The sequence below is a fragment of the Actinophytocola sp. genome, from assembly GCF_036002505.1.
GTDB lineage: Bacteria > Actinomycetota > Actinomycetes > Mycobacteriales > Pseudonocardiaceae > DASYTH01.
Genome location: NZ_DASYTH010000034.1, coordinates 15833 through 34100 on the forward strand (window position 1 = coordinate 15833; position 18268 = coordinate 34100).

At 71.0% G+C, this 18268-nt stretch carries 20 protein-coding genes; 16 read left to right on the forward strand and 4 right to left on the reverse strand.

Annotated features, from left to right (window positions below):
- Nucleotides 1-76 precede the first annotated feature (76 nt).
- The 5 genes from dprA (at nt 77) to VGR06_RS01970 (ending at nt 3810) form a co-directional block, all read left to right on the forward strand.
- Nucleotides 77-1246, forward strand: a complete 1170-nt coding sequence (gene dprA, locus VGR06_RS01950) for a DNA-processing protein DprA (RefSeq protein ID WP_327557171.1) — start codon at nt 77-79, stop codon at nt 1244-1246.
- Nucleotides 1247-1276: 30 nt separating this feature from the next.
- The gene (locus tag VGR06_RS01955) at nt 1277-1540 is read left to right on the forward strand and encodes a type II toxin-antitoxin system VapB family antitoxin (RefSeq protein WP_327557172.1); all 264 of its coding nucleotides are present in this window, start codon (nt 1277-1279) and stop codon (nt 1538-1540) included.
- Nucleotides 1541-1545: 5 nt separating this feature from the next.
- Nucleotides 1546-1899 carry a PIN domain-containing protein gene (locus VGR06_RS01960; protein WP_327557203.1) on the forward strand — a complete coding sequence of 118 codons (354 nt, stop codon included), beginning with the start codon at nt 1546-1548 and terminating at the stop codon, nt 1897-1899.
- 119 nt (nt 1900-2018) lie between these two features.
- Nucleotides 2019-2930 carry a tyrosine-type recombinase/integrase gene (locus VGR06_RS01965; protein WP_327557204.1) on the forward strand — a complete coding sequence of 304 codons (912 nt, stop codon included), beginning with the start codon at nt 2019-2021 and terminating at the stop codon, nt 2928-2930.
- Nucleotides 2905-3810: a FliA/WhiG family RNA polymerase sigma factor gene (locus tag VGR06_RS01970; RefSeq protein ID WP_327557173.1), complete on the forward strand. Its 906-nt coding sequence runs from the start codon at nt 2905-2907 to the stop codon at nt 3808-3810. The genes VGR06_RS01965 and VGR06_RS01970 overlap by 26 nt, the downstream gene beginning before the upstream one ends.
- A 145-nt stretch (nt 3811-3955) precedes the next feature.
- Here VGR06_RS01970 and VGR06_RS01975 read toward each other — a convergent pair whose 3' ends face one another.
- A complete protein-coding gene (locus VGR06_RS01975; protein ID WP_327557174.1) occupies nt 3956-4492 on the reverse strand; it encodes a M23 family metallopeptidase in 537 nt (178 codons plus the stop codon).
- Between the two features lie 387 nt (nt 4493-4879).
- On the opposite strand from VGR06_RS01975, the gene rpsB reads away from it, so the two are divergent.
- From rpsB to VGR06_RS02000, 5 genes are all read left to right on the forward strand, one after another.
- On the forward strand, nt 4880-5722 hold the full coding sequence (gene rpsB / locus VGR06_RS01980; protein WP_327557175.1) for a 30S ribosomal protein S2: 843 nt from the start codon (nt 4880-4882) through the stop codon (nt 5720-5722).
- 53 nt (nt 5723-5775) lie between these two features.
- Nucleotides 5776-6591: a translation elongation factor Ts gene (gene tsf / locus VGR06_RS01985; RefSeq protein ID WP_327557176.1), complete on the forward strand. Its 816-nt coding sequence runs from the start codon at nt 5776-5778 to the stop codon at nt 6589-6591.
- A 184-nt stretch (nt 6592-6775) separates the two neighbouring features.
- Complete coding sequence (gene pyrH / locus VGR06_RS01990) at nt 6776-7522, forward strand: UMP kinase (protein WP_327557177.1); 747 nt, start codon at nt 6776-6778, stop codon at nt 7520-7522.
- Nucleotides 7519-8076, forward strand: a complete 558-nt coding sequence (gene frr, locus VGR06_RS01995) for a ribosome recycling factor (protein ID WP_327557178.1) — start codon at nt 7519-7521, stop codon at nt 8074-8076. The genes pyrH and frr overlap by 4 nt, the downstream gene beginning before the upstream one ends.
- The gene (locus VGR06_RS02000) at nt 8076-8939 is read left to right on the forward strand and encodes a phosphatidate cytidylyltransferase (RefSeq protein ID WP_327557179.1); all 864 of its coding nucleotides are present in this window, start codon (nt 8076-8078) and stop codon (nt 8937-8939) included. Before frr ends, VGR06_RS02000 begins: the two co-directional genes overlap by 1 nt.
- A gap of 161 nt (nt 8940-9100) precedes the next feature.
- On the opposite strand, the gene VGR06_RS02005 is transcribed toward VGR06_RS02000, so the two are convergent.
- On the reverse strand, nt 9101-10177 hold the full coding sequence (locus VGR06_RS02005) for an MFS transporter (RefSeq protein ID WP_327557180.1): 1077 nt from the start codon (nt 10175-10177) through the stop codon (nt 9101-9103).
- A gap of 192 nt (nt 10178-10369) precedes the next feature.
- Between VGR06_RS02005 and VGR06_RS02010 the strand changes: the two genes are divergently transcribed.
- Genes VGR06_RS02010 through VGR06_RS02020 form a run of 3 tightly spaced genes read left to right on the forward strand, consistent with a single transcriptional unit; the run spans nt 10370 to nt 13643 of the window.
- Nucleotides 10370-11776 (forward strand): ankyrin repeat domain-containing protein, encoded by a 1407-nt coding sequence (locus VGR06_RS02010; RefSeq protein ID WP_327557181.1) that lies wholly within the window; start codon nt 10370-10372, stop codon nt 11774-11776.
- A 19-nt stretch (nt 11777-11795) separates the two neighbouring features.
- Entirely contained in the window at nt 11796-12539 is a 744-nt protein-coding gene (locus VGR06_RS02015; protein ID WP_327557182.1) for a class I SAM-dependent methyltransferase, read from the forward strand.
- Nucleotides 12540-12581: 42 nt separating this feature from the next.
- Nucleotides 12582-13643 (forward strand): threonine aldolase family protein, encoded by a 1062-nt coding sequence (locus VGR06_RS02020; RefSeq protein ID WP_327557183.1) that lies wholly within the window; start codon nt 12582-12584, stop codon nt 13641-13643.
- Nucleotides 13644-13765: 122 nt separating this feature from the next.
- Here the strand turns inward: VGR06_RS02020 and VGR06_RS02025 are convergent, their stop codons facing one another.
- A complete protein-coding gene (locus tag VGR06_RS02025) occupies nt 13766-14434 on the reverse strand; it encodes a PadR family transcriptional regulator (RefSeq protein ID WP_327557184.1) in 669 nt (222 codons plus the stop codon).
- A gap of 83 nt (nt 14435-14517) precedes the next feature.
- Nucleotides 14518-16455 carry a primary-amine oxidase gene (locus tag VGR06_RS02030; RefSeq protein ID WP_327557185.1) on the reverse strand — a complete coding sequence of 646 codons (1938 nt, stop codon included), beginning with the start codon at nt 16453-16455 and terminating at the stop codon, nt 14518-14520.
- Nucleotides 16456-16532: 77 nt separating this feature from the next.
- Here VGR06_RS02030 and rlmN point away from each other — a divergent pair, with 77 nt between their 5' ends.
- From rlmN to VGR06_RS02045, 3 genes are read left to right on the forward strand one after another with little or no spacing between them, the layout of a single operon-like run.
- The gene (rlmN, locus tag VGR06_RS02035) at nt 16533-17636 is read left to right on the forward strand and encodes a 23S rRNA (adenine(2503)-C(2))-methyltransferase RlmN (protein ID WP_327557186.1); all 1104 of its coding nucleotides are present in this window, start codon (nt 16533-16535) and stop codon (nt 17634-17636) included.
- A gap of 36 nt (nt 17637-17672) precedes the next feature.
- Nucleotides 17673-17921, forward strand: a complete 249-nt coding sequence (locus tag VGR06_RS02040; protein ID WP_327557187.1) for a CopG family transcriptional regulator — start codon at nt 17673-17675, stop codon at nt 17919-17921.
- Complete coding sequence (locus tag VGR06_RS02045; protein ID WP_327557188.1) at nt 17915-18259, forward strand: type II toxin-antitoxin system PemK/MazF family toxin; 345 nt, start codon at nt 17915-17917, stop codon at nt 18257-18259. Before VGR06_RS02040 ends, VGR06_RS02045 begins: the two co-directional genes overlap by 7 nt.
- The last annotated feature ends 9 nt before the right edge of the window (nt 18260-18268 follow it).

Consider the following 18268-nt stretch of genomic DNA (forward strand, 5'->3'; position numbering starts at 1 on the left):
GAGAAGCGGTCCTGGTGATCCGACGCCCGAAGCGACCCGCAACCTCGGCCGGCCTGCCCGAGCAGGAGAACCGCTGATGACCGAGCCTGCGAACACGTCCCTGGGCAACGCGGGTGCGACGGACGAGGTCCGCCGGGCGCGCGCCTACCTGCTCCGCGTTGCCGAGCCGCCGGCACCTGCGTTGGCCGCGCTGGTGGAGGCGTGCGGTCCGGTCGAGGCGGCGGCGCTGGTGCGGGCCGGCCGGGCACCGCGGCCGGTGGTCGACGAGACCTCCGCCCGCCGAAGCCAAGATCACGCGGACGAGGACCTGACCGCCGCGCGTCAGGCCGGCGCCCGGCTGGTCGTCCCGGAGGACGACGAATGGCCGGCCTGGCAGCTCCTCAGCCTCGACCAGGCCGGCACCCGCGGCCTGCATTGGGCCCGCGCCCCGCTCGCCCTCTGGGCCCGCGGCCCGGCCCGGCTCAGCGACCTCGTCGAGCAGGCCGTCTCCATCGTGGGCGCTCGCGCTGCGACCGGCTACGGCGAGCACGTGGCCGCCGACTTCGCCTATGGCCTGGCCACCGCCGGCTGGACCGTCGCGTCCGGCGCGGCCTACGGCATCGACGGCGCCGCGCACCGCGGCGCCCTGGCCGCCGAGGGCGCCACGATCGCCGTCCTCGGCTGCGGCATCGACGTCGGCTACCCCGCCGGCCACCGCAACCTCCTCGACCGCATCGCCGAAACCGGCCTCGTGCTCAGCGAGTACGCCCCCGGCACCCCACCTGCCCGGCACCGCTTCCTCGTCCGCAACCGCCTCATCGCCGCCCTGTCCGCCGGCACCGTCGTGGTCGAAGCCGGCGCCCGCAGCGGCGCCCGCAACACCGCCGCCTGCGCCGCCGCCCTCGGCCGCGAGCTCATGGCCGTCCCCGGCCCCATCACCTCCGCCCAATCCACCGGCTGCCACGAGCTCCTCCGCAGCGGCCTTGCCATCCCGGTGTCCTCGGTGGAAGAAGTCCTCGAATCCATCGGCCCCCTCGGCGAATCCCTGGCCACCCACCCCATCACCCCGTCGCGCCCCACCGACGGCCTCGGCCCCGAAGCCCTCCGCGTCCACGAAGCACTGGCCAAACGCACCGCGCGCAGCGCCGAGCGGATCGCCGTAGACTCCGGCGTACCACTCAACCGCGTCCGCGCCCTACTCCCCGAACTCGAACTGACCGGCCTCGCACGCCGCGACGAGGACGGCTGGCGGCAGGCCGCGTCATGAACAACAACACACCTTCCGAGGAGGACGCCTATGACCAAGCGACACGTCGAAATCGACGACGATCTGCTCCAATTCGTCATGGAGTGGTTGGGTACCAAGACAATCAAGGAGACCGTCGAACGAGCCTTGCGCGACGTCGCCGACCAGCCAGCGCGCCTCGCCATGGTCGAGCGGTGGATGACCGACCCGTATCGGGATGCTCGCCAGCTCGAGGCTCTGCAGAAGTCCTGGGAACGAGTTTTCGATACCTGGTCGACAAGAGCGCACTCTTCCGAGCTCACATCAAGCCGGTAAAGGCCATCCTCGGTCAATTGCTCGATCTCCGCTGCCTCACCACCTGCTCGGTCGTCGACCTGGAGGTGCTGTACAGTGCGCGCTCTCCCGCCGAATACCTGAGCGTGCTGACGGACCTGCGGGTCAATTACGTCAATCTACCCATCACGCAGGAGATCTGCGCCAGGGCGATCGATGTGCAATCTCAACTCGTCAAACGTTCTCAGCACCGTGCCTGTGGTACGGCCGATCTCCTCATCGCTGCGTGCGCCGAACTGCACGAGGCCACGGTCCTGCATTACGACCGCGACTTCGAGCTGATCGCCTCGATCACCGGGCAATCGGCGAAATGGGTTGTACCGCCAGGGAGCGTGCCATGAGCGACGCGATAATTCCTGCGCGACATGGCCGAGGAGAGACCACGAATGGCGGACTCCCGGGTAGCGTCTCCGAGGTGGCGCGCGCAACTTCCGGGCGGGTGAAGGTCAACCTGCTGCGGATGCGTGCCGAGCTTGCGGCGGACGTGGCCGAGGTTGTCGACGCGTATGAGCGGCACCTGACGCTCGAGCGGGGGCTCTCCGTACACACGGTGCGGGCCTACGTCGGCGATGCCGTGTCGCTGCTGGGTTTCCTGAGCGGTCCGGTGGCGGCGCTGGATCTGGCGGTGCTGCGGGCGTGGCTCGCCGCGCAGCGGGCCGCCGGGGCCAGCCGGACGACGCTGGCTCGCCGGGCGGCTGCCGCTCGGACGTTCACCGCGTGGGCGCACCGGCGGGAGCACCTCGCGGTCGATCCGGGGGCCCGGCTGGTGGCGCCGCGGCCGCACCGCAAGCTGCCCGCGGTGCTGCGCCAGGACCAGGCCGCCGACCTGCTCGGTGCCTCGGCGTCCGGAGCAGCCGAGCGGGATGCGGTGGCGCTGCGTGACCACGCCCTGCTGGAGTTGCTGTACGCGACCGGCGTTCGGGTGTCCGAACTGTGTGGGCTCGACGTGGACGATGTCGACCTGGATCGCCGTGTGGTACGTGTGCTCGGCAAGGGCGGAAAGGAGCGCACCGTGCCGTTCGGCGTGCCGGCGCAGCGCGCGGTCCGGGAGTGGCTCGCGCACGGTCGAAGCCGGCTGGCCCGGCCCGGCGGGCCGCTGGCCCTGCTGCTCGGCGCGCGGGGCGGACGATTCCAACCGGCCAGCGTTCGCCGTATCGTGCACGATGCGCTCAGTGCGGTGCCGGATGCGCCCGTCATGGGGCCGCACGGGTTTCGTCACTCTGCTGCGACGCACTTGCTCGACGGTGGTGCGGACCTTCGTAGCGTCCAGGAACTGCTTGGTCACGCTACGCTCGCTACCACCCAGCTTTACACACACGTGACCGTCGAACGGCTGAAGGCGATCCATGACCGAGCCCACCCCCGCTCCTGAGGTTCTCGGGGACGGTTGCTGGTCGCCCGAGCCTGCCAGGCCGACCAACGGGCACGCCGCGTCCTACGGCGTCGGCAGCACCGCCGGGGTGCTGCCCGGTGACCAGCGCACCTTCGACGACATCGAGGCCGGCATCGTCGCGCTCTGGCGGCGGTTCGGAGAGGGCCGTCAGCAGGGCCTCCGGGACCGGCTGGTGCTGCACTACGCGCCGCTGGTCAAGTACGTGGCCGGCCGGGTCGGCACCGGGCTGCCCGCGCACGTGGACATGGCCGACCTGATCCAGTCCGGGATCTTCGGGCTGGTGGACGCCATCGAGAAGTTCGAGCCCAACCGCGGCCTGAAGTTCGAGACCTATGCGATGCAGCGGATCCGCGGGGCCATCCTGGACGACCTCCGCGCGCAGGACTGGGTTCCCCGGTCCGTGCGTGGCCGGGCCCGCGAGGTCGAGCGGGCGCTGGAGCGGCTCGGTGCGCGGCTGCGGCGGACCCCGAGCGACGCCGAGCTGGCCGAGGAGCTCGGGCTCTCGCTCGGTGAGCTGCGTGAGGTCTACCTGCAGCTGCAGCTCACCAGCGTGGTCGCGCTCGACGAGCTGGCCGCCGCCGGGCGCGGCTCCACCTCGCTCGCCGACACCCTCGAGGACGAGGCCGCGCCCGATCCCGTGGCGCTGCTCGTCGACCAGGACAACCGCCGCCAGCTCGCCGAGGCCATCGGCCACCTCGCCGAGCGGGACCGGATCGTGGTCACCCTGTACTACTTCGAGAACCTCACCCTGGCCGAGATCGGCAAGGTCCTCGGCGTCACCGAGTCCCGGGTCTGCCAGCTGCACACTCGAGCCGTGCTCCGCCTGCGCGCCAAGCTGATGGAGCGCGCCGACGCGTGACAGCCCGCCTCTCCGGATTAACTGCTGTCGTTGCGTTCCAGCGAACGGTGCGGTCGGGTTGATTGTGGCTGAGTGACGTCACGGTCCCCTGAGGTTCCGGTTGGTCGGTGCGAGGCTTTGTCAACACTTTCGTGGGACAGGCCTCCTAGCCGCGCCAGGGCAGTAGGCGGACGTGGCCGGTAGTGGCCACCAGAACCAAGGGGTCGAGGTACTCATCGCCGCGTTTGACACCCCAGTGCAGGCAGGCCGGAGCGGGGCACCCGGGATGGCCCGGGGACAGGTAGCCGAGGACGGCGCCCCGGGTGACCGCTTGCCCCGGCGTCACGGCCGGCTCGACGGGTTCATACGTGCTGCGTAATCCGCCGGCGTGGTCGACCGAGACCACGCCGCGGTACACCAGCGGCCCGGCGAAGGCGACCACTCCGTCGGCCACCGCGAGCACCGGTTCACCCGCAGTGCCGCCGAGGTCGACGCCGCGGTGGCCGGCTCCCCAGGGCGCGTCGGGCGGGTCGAAGCGGCGCAGCACGGGGTGTGGCGGCGCCAGCGGCCAGGAGAACCGGGCCGCCGGCACCGCCACCGCGGGCTGCCGGTCGGCCGCGGACACCGTGTGGAGGGGAAGGCACACGGCGACGACCAGCGGCAGGACCGGCAGCAAGGTCCGCGGGAGGAGCGGGAGGGGCATGCCGACCACGATGCCGCGCACGAGCCCGGCGCCGGGGTTGCGAGCGGCGAACTGTGGACAACCACCCCGCATGTGGACAACTGGCCCGGGCGATGGCGGCCGGTTCCTGGTTTGTCCCGCGGACCGCGTACACTGCGAACGCGACCCGTGGCAACACGGGGCGACTTCGCGTGCCAACGCACATCCTCGAGAGCGTCAGCGACTCAGCCGATGACCCTCGGGATCAGGCGGCGCCCGGCGGTCCCATGCGAGCCTCCAGCAGGCCTCGCTGGGTCCGGGCGCCGGCACGGCACCAGGGCGGCTCGCCAACCGGAGGGCCGCGACAACCGACATCGCGCGCCGAGGCGGACACCCGGCGCGCCACACAGAAGAGGTGCGAATCCGGCCATGGCCGTAGTCACCATGAAGCAGCTGCTCGACAGCGGCGTGCACTTCGGGCATCAGACCCGGCGCTGGAACCCGAAGATGAAGCGCTACATCTTCACCGAGCGCAACGGCATCTACATCATCGACCTGCAGCAGACCCTCACCTACATCGACCGGGCCTTCGAGTTCGTCAGGGAGACGGTCGCGCACGGCGGGTCGATTCTGTTCGTGGGCACCAAGAAGCAGGCCCAGGAGGCCATCGCCAACGAGGCGCTCCGGGTCGGCATGCCGTTCGTCAACCAGCGCTGGCTCGGCGGCATGCTCACCAACTTCTCCACCGTCCACAAGCGCCTGCAGCGCCTCAAGGAGCTCGAGGCGATGGAGCAGACGGGCGGCTTCCAGGGTCTTACCAAGAAGGAGATCCTGATGCTGACCCGGGAGAAGGACAAGCTCGAGCGCACCCTCGGCGGCATCCGGGACATGGCCAAGGTGCCCAGCGCGGTGTGGATCGTGGACACGAAGAAGGAGCACATCGCCGTCGGCGAGGCGCGCAAGCTGAACATCCCGGTGGTGGCCATTCTGGACACCAACTGCGATCCCGACGAGGTCGACTACCCGATCCCGGGCAACGATGACGCGATCCGCTCGGCCGCGCTGCTCACCAAGGTGATCGCCGAGGCCGCGGCCGCCGGGCTGATCGCGCGTGCCGGTGCGCGCAACGGCGCTCCCGAGGGCGAGGACAAGCCTCAGCCGGTCGGCTCGAACGAGCCGCTGCCCGAGTGGGAGCAGGAGCTGCTCACCGGCGCCAACGCGACGGCTGGGGGTGGCGGGCAGCCGGTCGCCGAGAGCTCCGCGGAAGCCTGATCCACATCCTGGACCACATAACCACGCCACGAAGAGGGAAGAAACAAGAGACGATGGCGAACTACACCATGGCGGACGTCAAGAGGCTCCGCGAGCTCACCGGCGCCGGCATGATGGACTGCAAGAACGCGCTCGAGGAGGCCGACGGCGACTTCGACAAGGCGGTCGAGGTGCTGCGCATCAAGGGCGCAAAGGACATCGGCAAGCGGGCCCAGCGGGCGACTGCGAACGGCCTGGTCGTCGCCGACGGCGGGGTGATGGTCGAGCTGAACTGCGAGACCGACTTCGTCGCCAAGAACGCCGACTTCCAGGAGCTGGCCGACAAGATCGTGGCGGTGGCTAGGGAGACCCGGCCGGCCGACGCCGACGCGCTCAAGGCCGCCCCGCTCAACGGGGGCTCGGTGAACGACGCCGTGCAGGAGCTTTCCGCCAAGATCGGCGAGAAGCTCGACGTGCGGCGCGTGGTGAGCTTCGACGGCGCCGTCGCGACCTACCTGCACCGGCGCGCGACGGACTTGCCGCCGGCGGTCGGTGTCCTGGTCGAGTACACCGGGGACGCCGCGGAGGCGGCCCGCGGTGCGGCCATGCACATCGCCGCGATGAAGCCGCGCTATGTCACCCGGGCCGAGGTGCCGGAGGACGTGCTGGCCAGCGAGCGGCGCATCGCCGAGGAGACGGCCCGCGAGGAGGGCAAGCCCGAGCAGGCCCTGCCCAAGATCGTCGAGGGTCGGGTCAACGGCTTCTACAAGGACGTCGTGCTGCTCGAGCAGTCCTCGGTGCAGGACGCCAAGAAGACCGTGAAGGCGGTGCTCGACGACGCCGGCGTGGCGGTGACCCGGTTCGCCCGGTTCGAGGTCGGCCAGGCTTAGTTGACGAGCAGGCGGGGTTGCAACGGCAACCCCGACCAGGCTCTGGCGACGTGTGTCCGCGGACAGCGCGGACCACGTCGCCTGGGTATTTTCTGGGGGTGCAACCCCCAGACCCCACCCGGCGGGCTTCGCCCCCGGACCCCCATGCTGCGTACGGTTGTGGGTTATGCGGTTAGGAGATTCTGTGGGCGAAAACGGGGAGCCGGTGGGGGGCTTCCGCCGGGTGCTGCTCAAACTTGGTGGGGAGATGTTCGGCGGCGGGGAGGTGGGCGTCGATCCCGATGTGGTGGCTGCGGTGGCCCGGCAGATCGCCGCGGTGGTGCGCGAGGGCGTGCAGATGGCGGTCGTGATCGGGGGCGGCAACTTCTTTCGGGGTGCCGAGCTGTCCCAGCGGGGCATGGACCGCGACCGCGCGGACTACATGGCCATGCTCGGCACCGTGATGAACTGCCTCGCGCTACAGGACTTCCTGGAGAAGCTCGGGGTCCAGACCCGGGTGCAGACCGCCATCACGATGGGTCAGGTCGCCGAACCGTACATCCCGCGCCGCGCGGAGCGGCACCTGGAGAAGGGCCGGGTCGTCATCTTCGCGGGCGGCGTCGGGATGCCGTACTTCTCCACCGACACCGCCGCCGCGCAGCGGGCCCTGGAGATCGGTTGCGAGGTGGTGCTGATGGCCAAGGAGGTCGACGGGGTCTACACCGCCGACCCGAAGGTCGACCGGGACGCCAAGATGTTCGACCAGATCACCCACCGGGAGGTGCTGGAGATGGGCCTCAAGGTGGCCGACGCGACCGCGTTCAGCCTGTGCATGGACAACGACATGCCGATCATCGTTTTCAACCTTCTCACCGAGGGCAACATCGCCCGGGCGGTTCGTGGTGAGAGGATCGGTACGTTGGTCAGCACCCCAAAGGAGCAGACGCTGTGATCGACGACACACTCTTCGATGCCGAGGAGAGAATGGAAAGGGCGGTGGGGTTCGCCAAGGACGAGCTCACGACGGTCCGCACCGGACGAGCCAATCCCGCGATGTTCTCCCGCATCCACGTCGACTACTACGGTTCCCAGACCCCGATCAACCAGTTGGCGAGCATCAACATCCCGGAAGCCCGGATGGTGATCATCAAGCCGTACGAGGCCAGCCAGCTGGGTTCGATCGAGAAGGCCATCCGCAACTCCGATCTCGGCGTCAACCCGTCCAACGACGGCACGATCATCCGCGTGGTGATCCCGCAGCTGTCCGAGGAACGGCGCCGGGAGATGGTCAAGGTCGCCAAGCACAAGGGCGAGGAGGCCCGGGTCGCGATCCGCAACATCCGGCGCAAGGCCAACGAGGAACTGCACCGGATCGCCAAGGACGGGGAGGCCGGCGAGGACGAGGTGGCGCGCGCGGAGAAGGAGCTTCAGCACGTCACCGACAAGTACGTCGCGCAGGTCGACGAGCTGGTGAAACACAAGGAAGCCGAGCTACTCGAGGTCTAGTGGCAACGGCTACCGAGAGTCCCGGCGACACGGTGCCGGACGGGGCGAAACCATCCCGGGCTGGGCGCAACCTGCCGGCCGCGATCGGGGTCGGCGTGTTGCTCGGGGCGGCCGTGCTGGTCGCCCTGCTCACCGTCCGGCAGATCTTCGTCGGCATCGTGGCGGCGGCGGTAGCGGTCGCCACCGTCGAGCTGGTCGGCGCGCTGCGTCGCGGCGCCGGCATCCGGGTGGCGCTGTGGCCGGTGCTGGCCGGTGGCCAGGCGATGGTGTGGCTGTCCTGGCCGTTCGGCCGCAACGGCCTGCTCTCCGCGTTCGTGCTGACCGTGCTGGCCTGCCTGGTGTGGCGGCTGCCCGGCGGCGCCGCCGGCTACCTGCGCGATGTCAGCGCGTCCGTGCTGACCGCGGCTTATGTGCCGATGTTCGCCGCGTTCGCGGCCATGCTGGTGGTGCCCGCCGACGGCCGGGCGCGGGTGCTCTGCTTCCTGATCCTGGTGGTCAGCTCGGACACCTGCGGCTACATCGCCGGCGTGCTGTTCGGCCGGCATCCGATGGCGCCGTCGATCAGTCCGAAGAAGTCCTGGGAGGGCTTCGCCGGCTCGCTCACCGGCGGCGTGGTGGCCGGGGCCCTCTCGGTGAGCCTGCTGCTGCCGGGCCACTGGTGGCAGGGTGTGCTGTTCGGCGCCGCGCTGGTCCTCACCGCCACGGTCGGGGACCTCATCGAATCGCTGATGAAGCGGGACCTGGGCGTCAAGGACATGGGCCAGTTGCTGCCCGGGCATGGCGGCCTGATGGACCGGCTGGACTCGCTGCTGCCGTCCGCGGTGGTGTCCTGGCTGCTGCTCCGGCTGTTCGTGCCGGGCTGAGCAGCCCGGTGGCCAGCGCCATGGCGGCGCACGTCCCACAGTCCCGCCTCTCCGGAATTTCTAACGGTGGTTGCGTTCCAGCCGGTGGTGCGGGTGGCAGGTTGACGGTGGCTGGGTGCCGTCACGGTCCCCTGAGGTTTCGTTGGTCGGCACGAGTTTCATCAACCGCACCGCACCGGACTGACCAGCGCCGGTGTCAGCACGCCGAGGCCCACACCCCAGATGATCAGCGCGGGCAGCAGCGTGAGATAGCTCGAACCCGCTGCCAGCAGGGCGATACCGGCGACGGTGATGCCGAGCGCGATCGTGGCCACTCGGGCCGGACCGAACCGCGCCACCAGCCGCCCGGCCAACGGCGGGACCGCGACCAGCGGGATCTCAGCGGGCAAGATCGCCGGCCCGGCGTGCAGCGGGTCGAACCGCCACATCCCCTGCAGGAACTGGGTGAGCAGGAACAGCATGCCGAGGCTGCTCCCGTTTATCACCACTCCGCCCAGGTTCGGCAAGGTGAACCGCCGGTCGCCGAACAGCCGCAGCGGCAGCACGGGCTCCGCCTGGCGCCGCTCCACCAGCACGAACAGCACGCCGACGGGTACCGCAGCCGCGGCGATCGCCCACATCCGCTCGGCCACCCCCGCGACCAGAGGGGCCAGGCAGGCCGAGCCGAGCGCGGTGCCGGCCAGGTCCGGCCGCCGCGACCGGTCACCCGGCTCCCGCGGCAGGACCCGAGCCGCCACCAGCAGCGCCGCCGCCACGATCGGCACGTTCAGCCAGAACACCGAGCGCCATCCAGCCGCGCTGACCAGGACCCCGCCGAGCACCGGTCCCGCCGCCCGGGCCCGCGCCCGGTCGTCCGGATACGCCCTGGTGATCACCGCCAGCGTCCCGGGCAGCAGCAACGCCGCTCCCACACCCTGCGCCGCCCGCGCCCCGACCAGCCACCCGACTCCGGGTGCCAGCGTGCATGCGAGCGAGGCCACGCCGAACACCGCCAGTCCGGCAAGGACCACCGGCCGGTGTCCGACCCGGTCCCCGGTCGTGCCACCCACCAGCAGCAACGACGCGAACGGCACCGAGTACCCGGTCACCACCCAGGCCAGCAGCGCTCCCTCGGCGTGCAACTCCGTGCCAAGCCGCGGAAGCGCCACGTTCATCGCGGTGACGTCCAGCAGCACCAGGAAGTACCCGGCACACATGGTGATCAGCAGGATTCGCGTGTCGCGAGGCGATTCAGTCATCACCATCGACGCTAGAGACCGGATCGGACGGTCCGGACCGACACGTCGACCGGCTATTGTGGGCGGGCGCGGCCGGGGCCGCGCCCGGTCCGCGGAAAGGGCTGCGCCCACCCCCAGCCTGAGCTTTCACCGAACGTACCTTCTTTCCCGCCCGATGCAGCGGACCGCGGGCGACGTGGAAAGGAGGCTGCCGTGAAGCCGACCCTGCCCGCTGCCGCCAATCTGGAGCAGCTGCGCAAGCAGGCCAAGGACCTGCTGCGCGCGCACCGTGCCGGGGACCCCGGTGCGGTCGAGCGGTTCACCGCGAGCCACCCCGCATCGGCGGAGCCACCCAGGCTCACCGACGCCCAGCTCGTGGTCGCGCGGGAGTACGGATTTCCCAGCTGGCCCAAGCTGAACGCCTACGTCCGGCGGGTGGCCGAGCACGGTCCCGGCCTGCAGCACGCGTTCGAGGACCGGGTCGGCTACTACGCCGAACGGGCCGGTGGCCTGCTGGCGTCGGCCCGGGACGGTACGGCCGACGCGGTCGCGGCCTTCGGGAGCTGGTCGGCTCCGCTGACCGAGGCGGGCGCCCGGACGGTGGTGGCGAGGGAGCACGGGTTCGCCACCTGGACGGCGCTGCACGATCACGTCTCGTCCCTGGCGACCAGCGGTGAGCCGTTCCGCCGGGCGTTCCAGGCGATCAGAAAACACGACCTGGCCGGGCTCGGCGAGCAGCTCGACCGGTTTCCCGAGCTGGTCGGCGCGAACGGGACCAACGGCAACGACCTGCTCGGCCTGGCCGCCGGGACCTGCGACGAGCGGCTGGTGGCGCTGCTGATCGAGCGCGGTGCGGACGTGACGCGTAGCAACGCCCACGGCTGGACGCCCCTGCATCAGGCCGGCTATTCGAACCTTCCGCACATGGCCAGGGTGCTGCTGGCCGCGGGTGCGCGGGTCGACGTCTCCGGACGCGGCGACGGCGGCACTCCGCTGATCGCCGCGTTGTTCTGGGGTCACCGGGAGGTGGCCGCGGTGCTGGCCGAGCGGGGGGTGCCGCCGCGGAACCTGCGGGCCGCGGCCGGTCTCGACGACGTCGGGCTGATCAACGAGCTGCTGCCCGAGCCTGGCCGGCCGACCCGCCAGGCCGGTGCGCACCGGGCGTTCTACCGGCCGCACGGCGGTTTCCCGGACTGGCAACCCTCCGGCGACCCGAAGGAGATCGTGGACGAGGCGCTGTCCTGGGCCGCCCGCAACGACGCCGTGCTGGCGATCGGGCGGTTGCACCGGCTCGGGGCCGACCTGGACACGGATGTGTACCGCGGGACGCCGCTGATCTGGGCGGCGGCCAGGGGGAAGGTTCCGGCTGCGCGCCAGCTGCTCCAGTTGGGAGCCGACCCGGACCGGCGCGCCACGTTCGGTGGGCCGAGGCACGGCGAGGGGGTCACCGCGCTGCACCTGGCCGCGCAGAGCGGTCACCTGGACGTGCTCACGGTGCTGCTCGATGGCGGTGCCGATCCGAAGATCCGCGACGAGCTGTACGACTCGACCCCGGCGGGCTGGGCCGAGCACGACGGCAACGAGGCCGCCCGCGAGCTGCTCGCCGCGCGCGGCGGCTGAGACGTGGTTTGCTTGCGGTATGGGAGTGCTGGCGAGGGCGCGGGAGAAGTTGCGCGCGCTTGACGTGCTGCCGAGCCCGAACATCTGGCACTGGCCCGAGACCTATGAGGTGGAGAACCGGGCGCAGGACGTCGGCGACGAGATCTGGCGGGTGCTGGGGGAGCTGTGTGACTGGTCGGGCCGGGACGTGGTGGATGTGGGCTGCGGGGACGGCTTTCACCTGCTGCGGTTCGCGGCCACCGCACGCCAGGTGACCGGGGTGGAGCCGCACGAGCCGCTGGTGCCGCGCGCCCGCGAGCGGGTCGCGGGTCTGTCCAATGTGGACGTTCGGGTCGGGTCGGCACAGCGGTTGCCGCTGCCGGACGGTAGCTGCGATCTGGTGCACGCCCGGACGGCGTACTTCTTCGGGCCGAGCTGCCAGCCCGGGCTGCGCGAGGCGGACCGGGTGCTGCGGCCGGGCGGCGCGCTGGCGATCGTGGACCTGGACGCCACCGTGCGGCCGTACGGCGACTGGCTGCGGGCCGACCTGCCCACGTACCACCCCGCGGAGATCGACACGTTCTTCGAGCGGGCCGGTTTCGCGTGCCGCCGGGTGTGCGCCACGTGGCGGTTCACCGACCGGGCCAGCCTGGAGGCGGTGCTCAGGATCGAGTTCTCGGCGCGCGTCGCCGCCCGGGCGGTGGCCGAGGTGTCCGGGCTGAGCTTCCCGGTCGGCTACCGGATTCTGGTGCGGCGCAAGCCGCCCGGGTTGATCGTTCGATAACTCGGATGCGCGGCCCGGCCGGTGGTCCGTAGCCTCGGCGGCGTGCCCAGCGACGACAGGAAACGCTTCGTCTCACCCGTCACCGCCAAGTCCCGCTTTCCGGCCGGCGTCCTGTCCACGCTGCAGGGCCGGGTCCAGCCGAGCGAGATCGAAACCGACGCCGTGCCCCGGCTGGAGCAGCGGATCGCCGAGCTGCTCGGCAAGCCGGCCGCGGCGATGTTCCCGTCCGGGACAATGGCCCAGCAGGTGGCGATGCGCCTGCATGCCGACCGCCGCGGGATCCGTTCGGTGGCCTTCCATCCGCAGTGCCACCTCGAGGTGCACGAGCACAAGGGCTATTCGGTGGTGCACGGCCTGAACGCGGTCCTGGTCGGCGGGCAGTACACGCTGATCGGGCGGTCCGATCTGGAGGAGGTGCGCGAACCGGTCGCGGCGCTGCTGCTGGAGCTGCCGCAGCGCGAGATCGGCGGGCAGCTGCCGAGCTGGGACGAGCTGGTGGCGCAGACCGCCTGGGCGCGGGAGCACGGTGCCGCGGTGCACATGGACGGCGCCCGGTTGTGGGAGGCCCAGCCGTTCTACGGCCGCCCGCACGCGGAGATCGCCGCGCTGTTCGACACCGTCTACGTGTCCCTCTACAAAGGACTGATGGGCATCGCCGGCGCGGTGCTGGCCGGGGAGACCGAGGTGATCGGCCACGCCCGGGTGTGGCGGGACCGGCTGGGCGGCGCGGTGGACCGGGCCTGGCCGCTCGCCATGATCGCCGAGCGCGGCCTCGACGAGCTGATGCCGCGGATGGCGGAGTTCGCCGACCGGGCGCGCTCGCTGGCCGCGCACCTGTCCCAGTTGCCCGGGGTGCACGTCGTGCCGGATCCGCCGCAGACCGCCATGTTCCACCTGCACATGGACGCCGAGCCGGCCGCGGTCACGGCCGCGTCCCAGGAGCTTCGCGACGAGGGCGAGCTCGTCCCGCCGCGCTACACCTGGCCGGCGCCCTCCCCGCGGCACAGCGCCTTCGAGCTGACTGCGAACGAGCAGCTGGATGAGGTCACCGACGAGGAGATCGGTGACCTCTTCGCGGAGCTGCTCAAGCGCGCCCGCGGCTAACTCGCGAGTCCCCACTTCAGGCACGCGAGTCCCCGGTTCAGGCCGGCGAGTTCGCAGTTCCGAACCGCGAACTCGCGTGCTCGGACTGGGGACTCGCGTGCTGGAATCGGGGACTCGCGTGGTCAGTCCTCGTCGTCCACCGGGGTGGCCGGCGGCTCCACCTCGCCGAGGATGGCGTAGAGCTCGCGCCGGGCGCTGTTGATCACGTCGATGGCCCGGGCCTTCTGGGCCGGGGACGCGGCGTGCAGCACCTGGTGCATCGCGCCCATCAGCAGGTGGGTCGCGGAATGCAGGCTGACGTCGTCCGGGTCCACGTCCTGGGCGATCTGCTCCCACGGCGGGGCGCCCTCCCGGCCGGCGGCGGCCGCGCGGCCCTCGTCGGTCAGCTCGTAGCGGCGCTTGCTGCCGCTGCCCTCGCTGCTGGTGACCAGGCCCTCGTCGGAGAGCAACTGCAGCGTCGGGTAGACCGAGCCGGGGCTCGGGCGCCAGAACCCGCCGCTGCGCTCGCCGATCTCCTGGATCATCTCGTAGCCGTGCATGGGCCGTTCGGCCAGCAGGGCCAGGATCGCCGCCCGGACATCGCCGCGGCGACTGCGCCGGCCCCGGCCGCCGCCACGGCCTCCCCGCCCGGGTCCGGGCCCCCAGCCGGGGAAACCGCCGCCCGGTGCGCCCGGCGGCCAGGGGCCGAACGGGGGCTCCGGCGGGAACGGCGGGCGCGGCGGAAAGCCGCGGCGGAACGCGCCGCGGACCTGGTCGAAGCCGTGCTCTTGGTGCCTCGAATGCGTACGCATGGTTGTTCACTTCCTTCACTCAGGTACGTCGCTGTATCGCGACACGTTCACGATATATCGGAACCTGTCGCGATGCAACCGCGCTATGACGGAAGTGACTCCTCGGTCTCGCAGTGGCCGGCCGCCGGTGGCACGTCCAGTGTCGGGTTGCGGTCGAAGAAGCCGACCGGCTTGAGCGTGAAGCTGGCGTTGTCGACCGGCATCACCGGCCAGTCCTCGGGCCGGGGCACGTGGGTCATGCCGAAGACGTGCCACAGCACGATGTCCTCGCCGTCGACGGCCCGGTCGGCCGCGGTCCACGCGGGCAGGCCGGCGCCGCCCGGATGCTGGTTGACGAAGTCGCCGGCCGGATGGCGCTCCGCCGGGTCGTACCGGGTCACCCAGAGGTGCCGGGTGGCGAACGCGGCCCGGGTCCGGATCGCTGCCGATGCGTCGGCCAGCAGCGTCGGGTGGCCCTGCGGGATCAGGGCGTAGGCCACGTTCTGGCCGAGCCGGTTGCGCACCTCCGGGTTGATGATCTGCCAGGTCCGCGCCCGCGCTGGGTCGGCGAGCCGGGCCGCCGCCGACTCGGTGGCCAGCCGGGTGCGGACGGCCCGGAACGCGTTGCCGTGCGGGTTGTCCGGGCCGACGGGATCCGCGGTGACGTCGACCTCGTCCACGGCGTTGACCGGCCCGTCGACGCTCATGTCCAGCCGCGCGCAGAACAGGTGCTGGTGGTGGACGGCGCCGAGCCCGGGCGCGACCTCGGTGGCGTGCTCGTTGCCCTCGGGCGGGTAGGCCGCGGTGAACAGCACGCCGGTGGCCTTGGCCTCGAGCTGGATCGTGCCGTCCAGGTAGAGGTACCAGAAGAAGCCGTAGTCGTAGTTGCCGACCGTGGTGAACGTGGAGATCACCAGGCGGCGCTGGCGGCGGGTCTCGTGCGCGCCGGTGAACAGGTCGGTGTGCTTCCACAGCACGCCGTGGTCCTCCTCGTGCAGGCAGATCGCGTTCGGGACGACCCGCGGCGCGCCGTCGTCGTCGGCGATCACCGCGTCGAAGTAGCGGATCTCACCGAGGCAGTCGCAACCGTGCTCGAGCGGGTTGGTGTAGCGGGCGAACATGTACTCGCCGCAGTCGAAGTAGTTCTGCCAGAAGCGCACCGGCGACGGGTCGGCGTAGGGCACCACCATCTCCGCGATGGAGGCCCGGTACAGCACCGGCCGGCCGGCGAAGGCGAGCTGGTGCAGGGTGAGGCCCTCGCGCTCGTTGAACCCGATCCGCAGGCTCCAGTTCTCCCACTGGACGGCGTGGCCGTCGACGGTGAAGCTCGGGCCGTCCGGCTGCGTGATCACGATCGGCTTGAGCGTGGTGCGCGGCGGCCCGACCTGCTCCGGATCGTCGTAGTTGCCGGGCTCGGCGGGCACCGGGTGGACCCGGTGATCGATCAGCCGGAGCACCGTGCGCGCGGTGAGGTCCACGTAGGCGGCAAGGCCGTCCACCGGGTGCGCCCACGGGTGATCCTTCTCGTGCGGCTGGTGGAACCCGACCGTGCGCAGCATCCGCCGGCCGCGCTCTTCGGGGTAGCCGTACACGCCGGCGGACAGCGGCACCGCGCGCACGGTCTGCGGGTCGAGGCCGCGCCGGGCCAGCGCCGCACACCACCCCTCGTCCGCCCGGACGATGTCCTCGACCAGCTCGAACTCGGTGTCGATGATCGGCGGCTGCCCGGTCACCGACGGATCCAGGTCGGTCAGCCGGTCCACCGTGCCGTGCGTGGCGGACACCACGACGTCCCGCGAGGTCCCGTCGGCGAGGTCGAGCAGGACCACCCGGAACCGCCGGTTCAGCGCGTCGCCCGGGGCGAACCCGAGCACCGCGGCTTTGCCGGGCTCCTCCGGCCCCAGGAAGGCGAACCGCACCGCCTCACCCAGCAACCCCGCGCGGTCCAGGATCGCCCGAACCGCGTCGACCTCGTCCGCCGTCATCGGATCCAGCGGGTGGCTGGCGACTGTGCTGGACGCCTTCTCCTCGGCAACGGTCATCTCGACTCCTCGTGCGCGGGGCCTCCGTCGTCCCATTCTGTCGGGGCCTCGCGCCGTCATGGGATGATGAAGGGGCTATGACCTCCCTCCCCCTCGTGTTCGACGCGCCCAAGCGCGCGCTGCCGCCACGCCACCTCGCCGACCTGTCCACCGGCGAGCGCCGCGCGGCCGTCCAGGCGTTGGGGGAGCAGCCGTTCCGGGCCGACCAGCTGTCCCGGCACTATTTCGGCCGGCTGACCGCCGACCCGTCGTCGATGACCGACATCCCCGCCGCGAGCCGCGAGCGCCTGGTCGCCGAGCTGATGCCGCCGCTGTTCACCGAGGTCCGCGCGGTCGCCTGCGACGACGGCCGCACCCGCAAGTCCCTGCTCCGCGCCCACGACGGCACCCTGGTCGAGTCCGTCCTCATGCGCTACCCGGACCGCACCACCGTCTGCGTCTCCAGCCAGGCCGGCTGCGGCATGGCCTGCCCGTTCTGCGCCACCGGCCAAGCGGGCCTCACCCGCAACCTCTCCACCGCCGAGATCGTCGACCAGGTCCGCCTCGCCGCCTCCGCCGCCCGCGACGGCTCCCTCGGCACCCCCACCCGCCTGTCCAACATCGTCTTCATGGGCATGGGCGAGCCGTTGGCCAACTACCGCCGGGTGGTCGATGCGGTGCACCGCATCTGTGATCCGGCACCGTCCGGGTTGGGGATCTCGCAGCGCTCGGTAACGGTGTCCACGGTGGGTCTGGTGCCGGCGATCCGCAAGCTTGCCGACGAACGGATGCAGGTGCGGCTCGCGGTGTCGCTGCACACTCCGGACGACGAGCTGCGGGACACGTTGGTGCCGGTGAACACCCGGTGGCCGGTTGACGAGGTGCTACAGGCGGCCCGTTACTACGCCGACACGACGGGCCGGCGGGTCTCGATCGAGTACGCCCTGATCAGGGACATCAACGACCAACCCTGGCGGGCTGATCTCCTGGCCAAGCGGCTGCGCGAGCAGCTCGGCCAACTGGTGCATGTCAACCTCATCCCGCTCAATCCCACCCCCGGCTCGCAGTGGGACGCGTCCCCGAAGGCGGTCGAGTCGGAGTTCGTGCACCGGGTCAACGCCGGCGGCGTCGCTTGCACCGTTCGCGACACCAGGGGCCGCGAGATCGCCGCCGCCTGCGGCCAACTCGCCGCCCAGGGCTGATCGACAGTTCGGTAATACCGAGTTATACTCGATGGTGTGAAGACGGCCATATCGGTTCCAGATGAGACATTCGCCCAGGTAGATCGCGGTGCGAAACATCTCGGTGTCACGCGCTCCGAGTTCTACACGCGTGCTGCGCGTTTCTACCTCGAGCATCTGGAACAGCAGACGCTGACCAAAGAGATCGATGCTGCCCTCGACTTGATCGGCGACAGTGACGACTCGGCGGTGGCGGCTGTTGAGGCAGGTCGGCGGCGGCTGGCGGCGGCGGACGACGAGTGGTGATTGAACGGGGCAGCATCCACTGGGCTGACCTGGGCGAGCCCGACGGTTCACGTCCAGCCAAACGGCGCCCTGTGCTCGTCGTGCAAGCTGATCCGTACAACGCAAGCCGCCTGTCGACCGTGCTGGTGGCGATAGTCACCTCCAACACGAACTTGGCGACCGCGCCTGGGAACGTGTTCCTACCTGCATCGGCGACAGGACTGCCCCGCGATTCTGTGGTGAACGTGACCGCACTCGTCACCCTCAACAAAGAGGACCTGACGCGCCGGGTCGGGGACGTTCCCATGGTCCTGATGCGCGACGTGGACTCGGGCCTGCGGCAAGTGCTCGGGCTGTGACTGAGTTGG

What these genes read in the sequence shown, in the direction of transcription:
- dprA (WP_327557171.1), top strand. Translation starts at nt 77, where the DNA reads ATGACCGAGCCTGCGAACACGTCCCTGGGCAACGCGGGTGCGACGGAC.
- VGR06_RS01955 (WP_327557172.1), top strand. Translation starts at nt 1,277, where the DNA reads ATGACCAAGCGACACGTCGAAATCGACGACGATCTGCTCCAATTCGTC.
- VGR06_RS01965 (WP_327557204.1), top strand. Translation starts at nt 2,019, where the DNA reads ATGCGTGCCGAGCTTGCGGCGGACGTGGCCGAGGTTGTCGACGCGTAT.
- VGR06_RS01970 (WP_327557173.1), top strand. Translation starts at nt 2,905, where the DNA reads ATGACCGAGCCCACCCCCGCTCCTGAGGTTCTCGGGGACGGTTGCTGG.
- VGR06_RS01975 (WP_327557174.1), bottom strand. Translation starts at nt 4,492, where the DNA reads ATGCCCCTCCCGCTCCTCCCGCGGACCTTGCTGCCGGTCCTGCCGCTG.
- rpsB (WP_327557175.1), top strand. Translation starts at nt 4,880, where the DNA reads ATGGCCGTAGTCACCATGAAGCAGCTGCTCGACAGCGGCGTGCACTTC.
- tsf (WP_327557176.1), top strand. Translation starts at nt 5,776, where the DNA reads ATGGCGAACTACACCATGGCGGACGTCAAGAGGCTCCGCGAGCTCACC.
- VGR06_RS02005 (WP_327557180.1), bottom strand. Translation starts at nt 10,177, where the DNA reads ATGACTGAATCGCCTCGCGACACGCGAATCCTGCTGATCACCATGTGT.
- VGR06_RS02015 (WP_327557182.1), top strand. Translation starts at nt 11,796, where the DNA reads ATGGGAGTGCTGGCGAGGGCGCGGGAGAAGTTGCGCGCGCTTGACGTG.
- VGR06_RS02025 (WP_327557184.1), bottom strand. Translation starts at nt 14,434, where the DNA reads ATGCGTACGCATTCGAGGCACCAAGAGCACGGCTTCGACCAGGTCCGC.
- VGR06_RS02030 (WP_327557185.1), bottom strand. Translation starts at nt 16,455, where the DNA reads ATGACCGTTGCCGAGGAGAAGGCGTCCAGCACAGTCGCCAGCCACCCG.
- rlmN (WP_327557186.1), top strand. Translation starts at nt 16,533, where the DNA reads ATGACCTCCCTCCCCCTCGTGTTCGACGCGCCCAAGCGCGCGCTGCCG.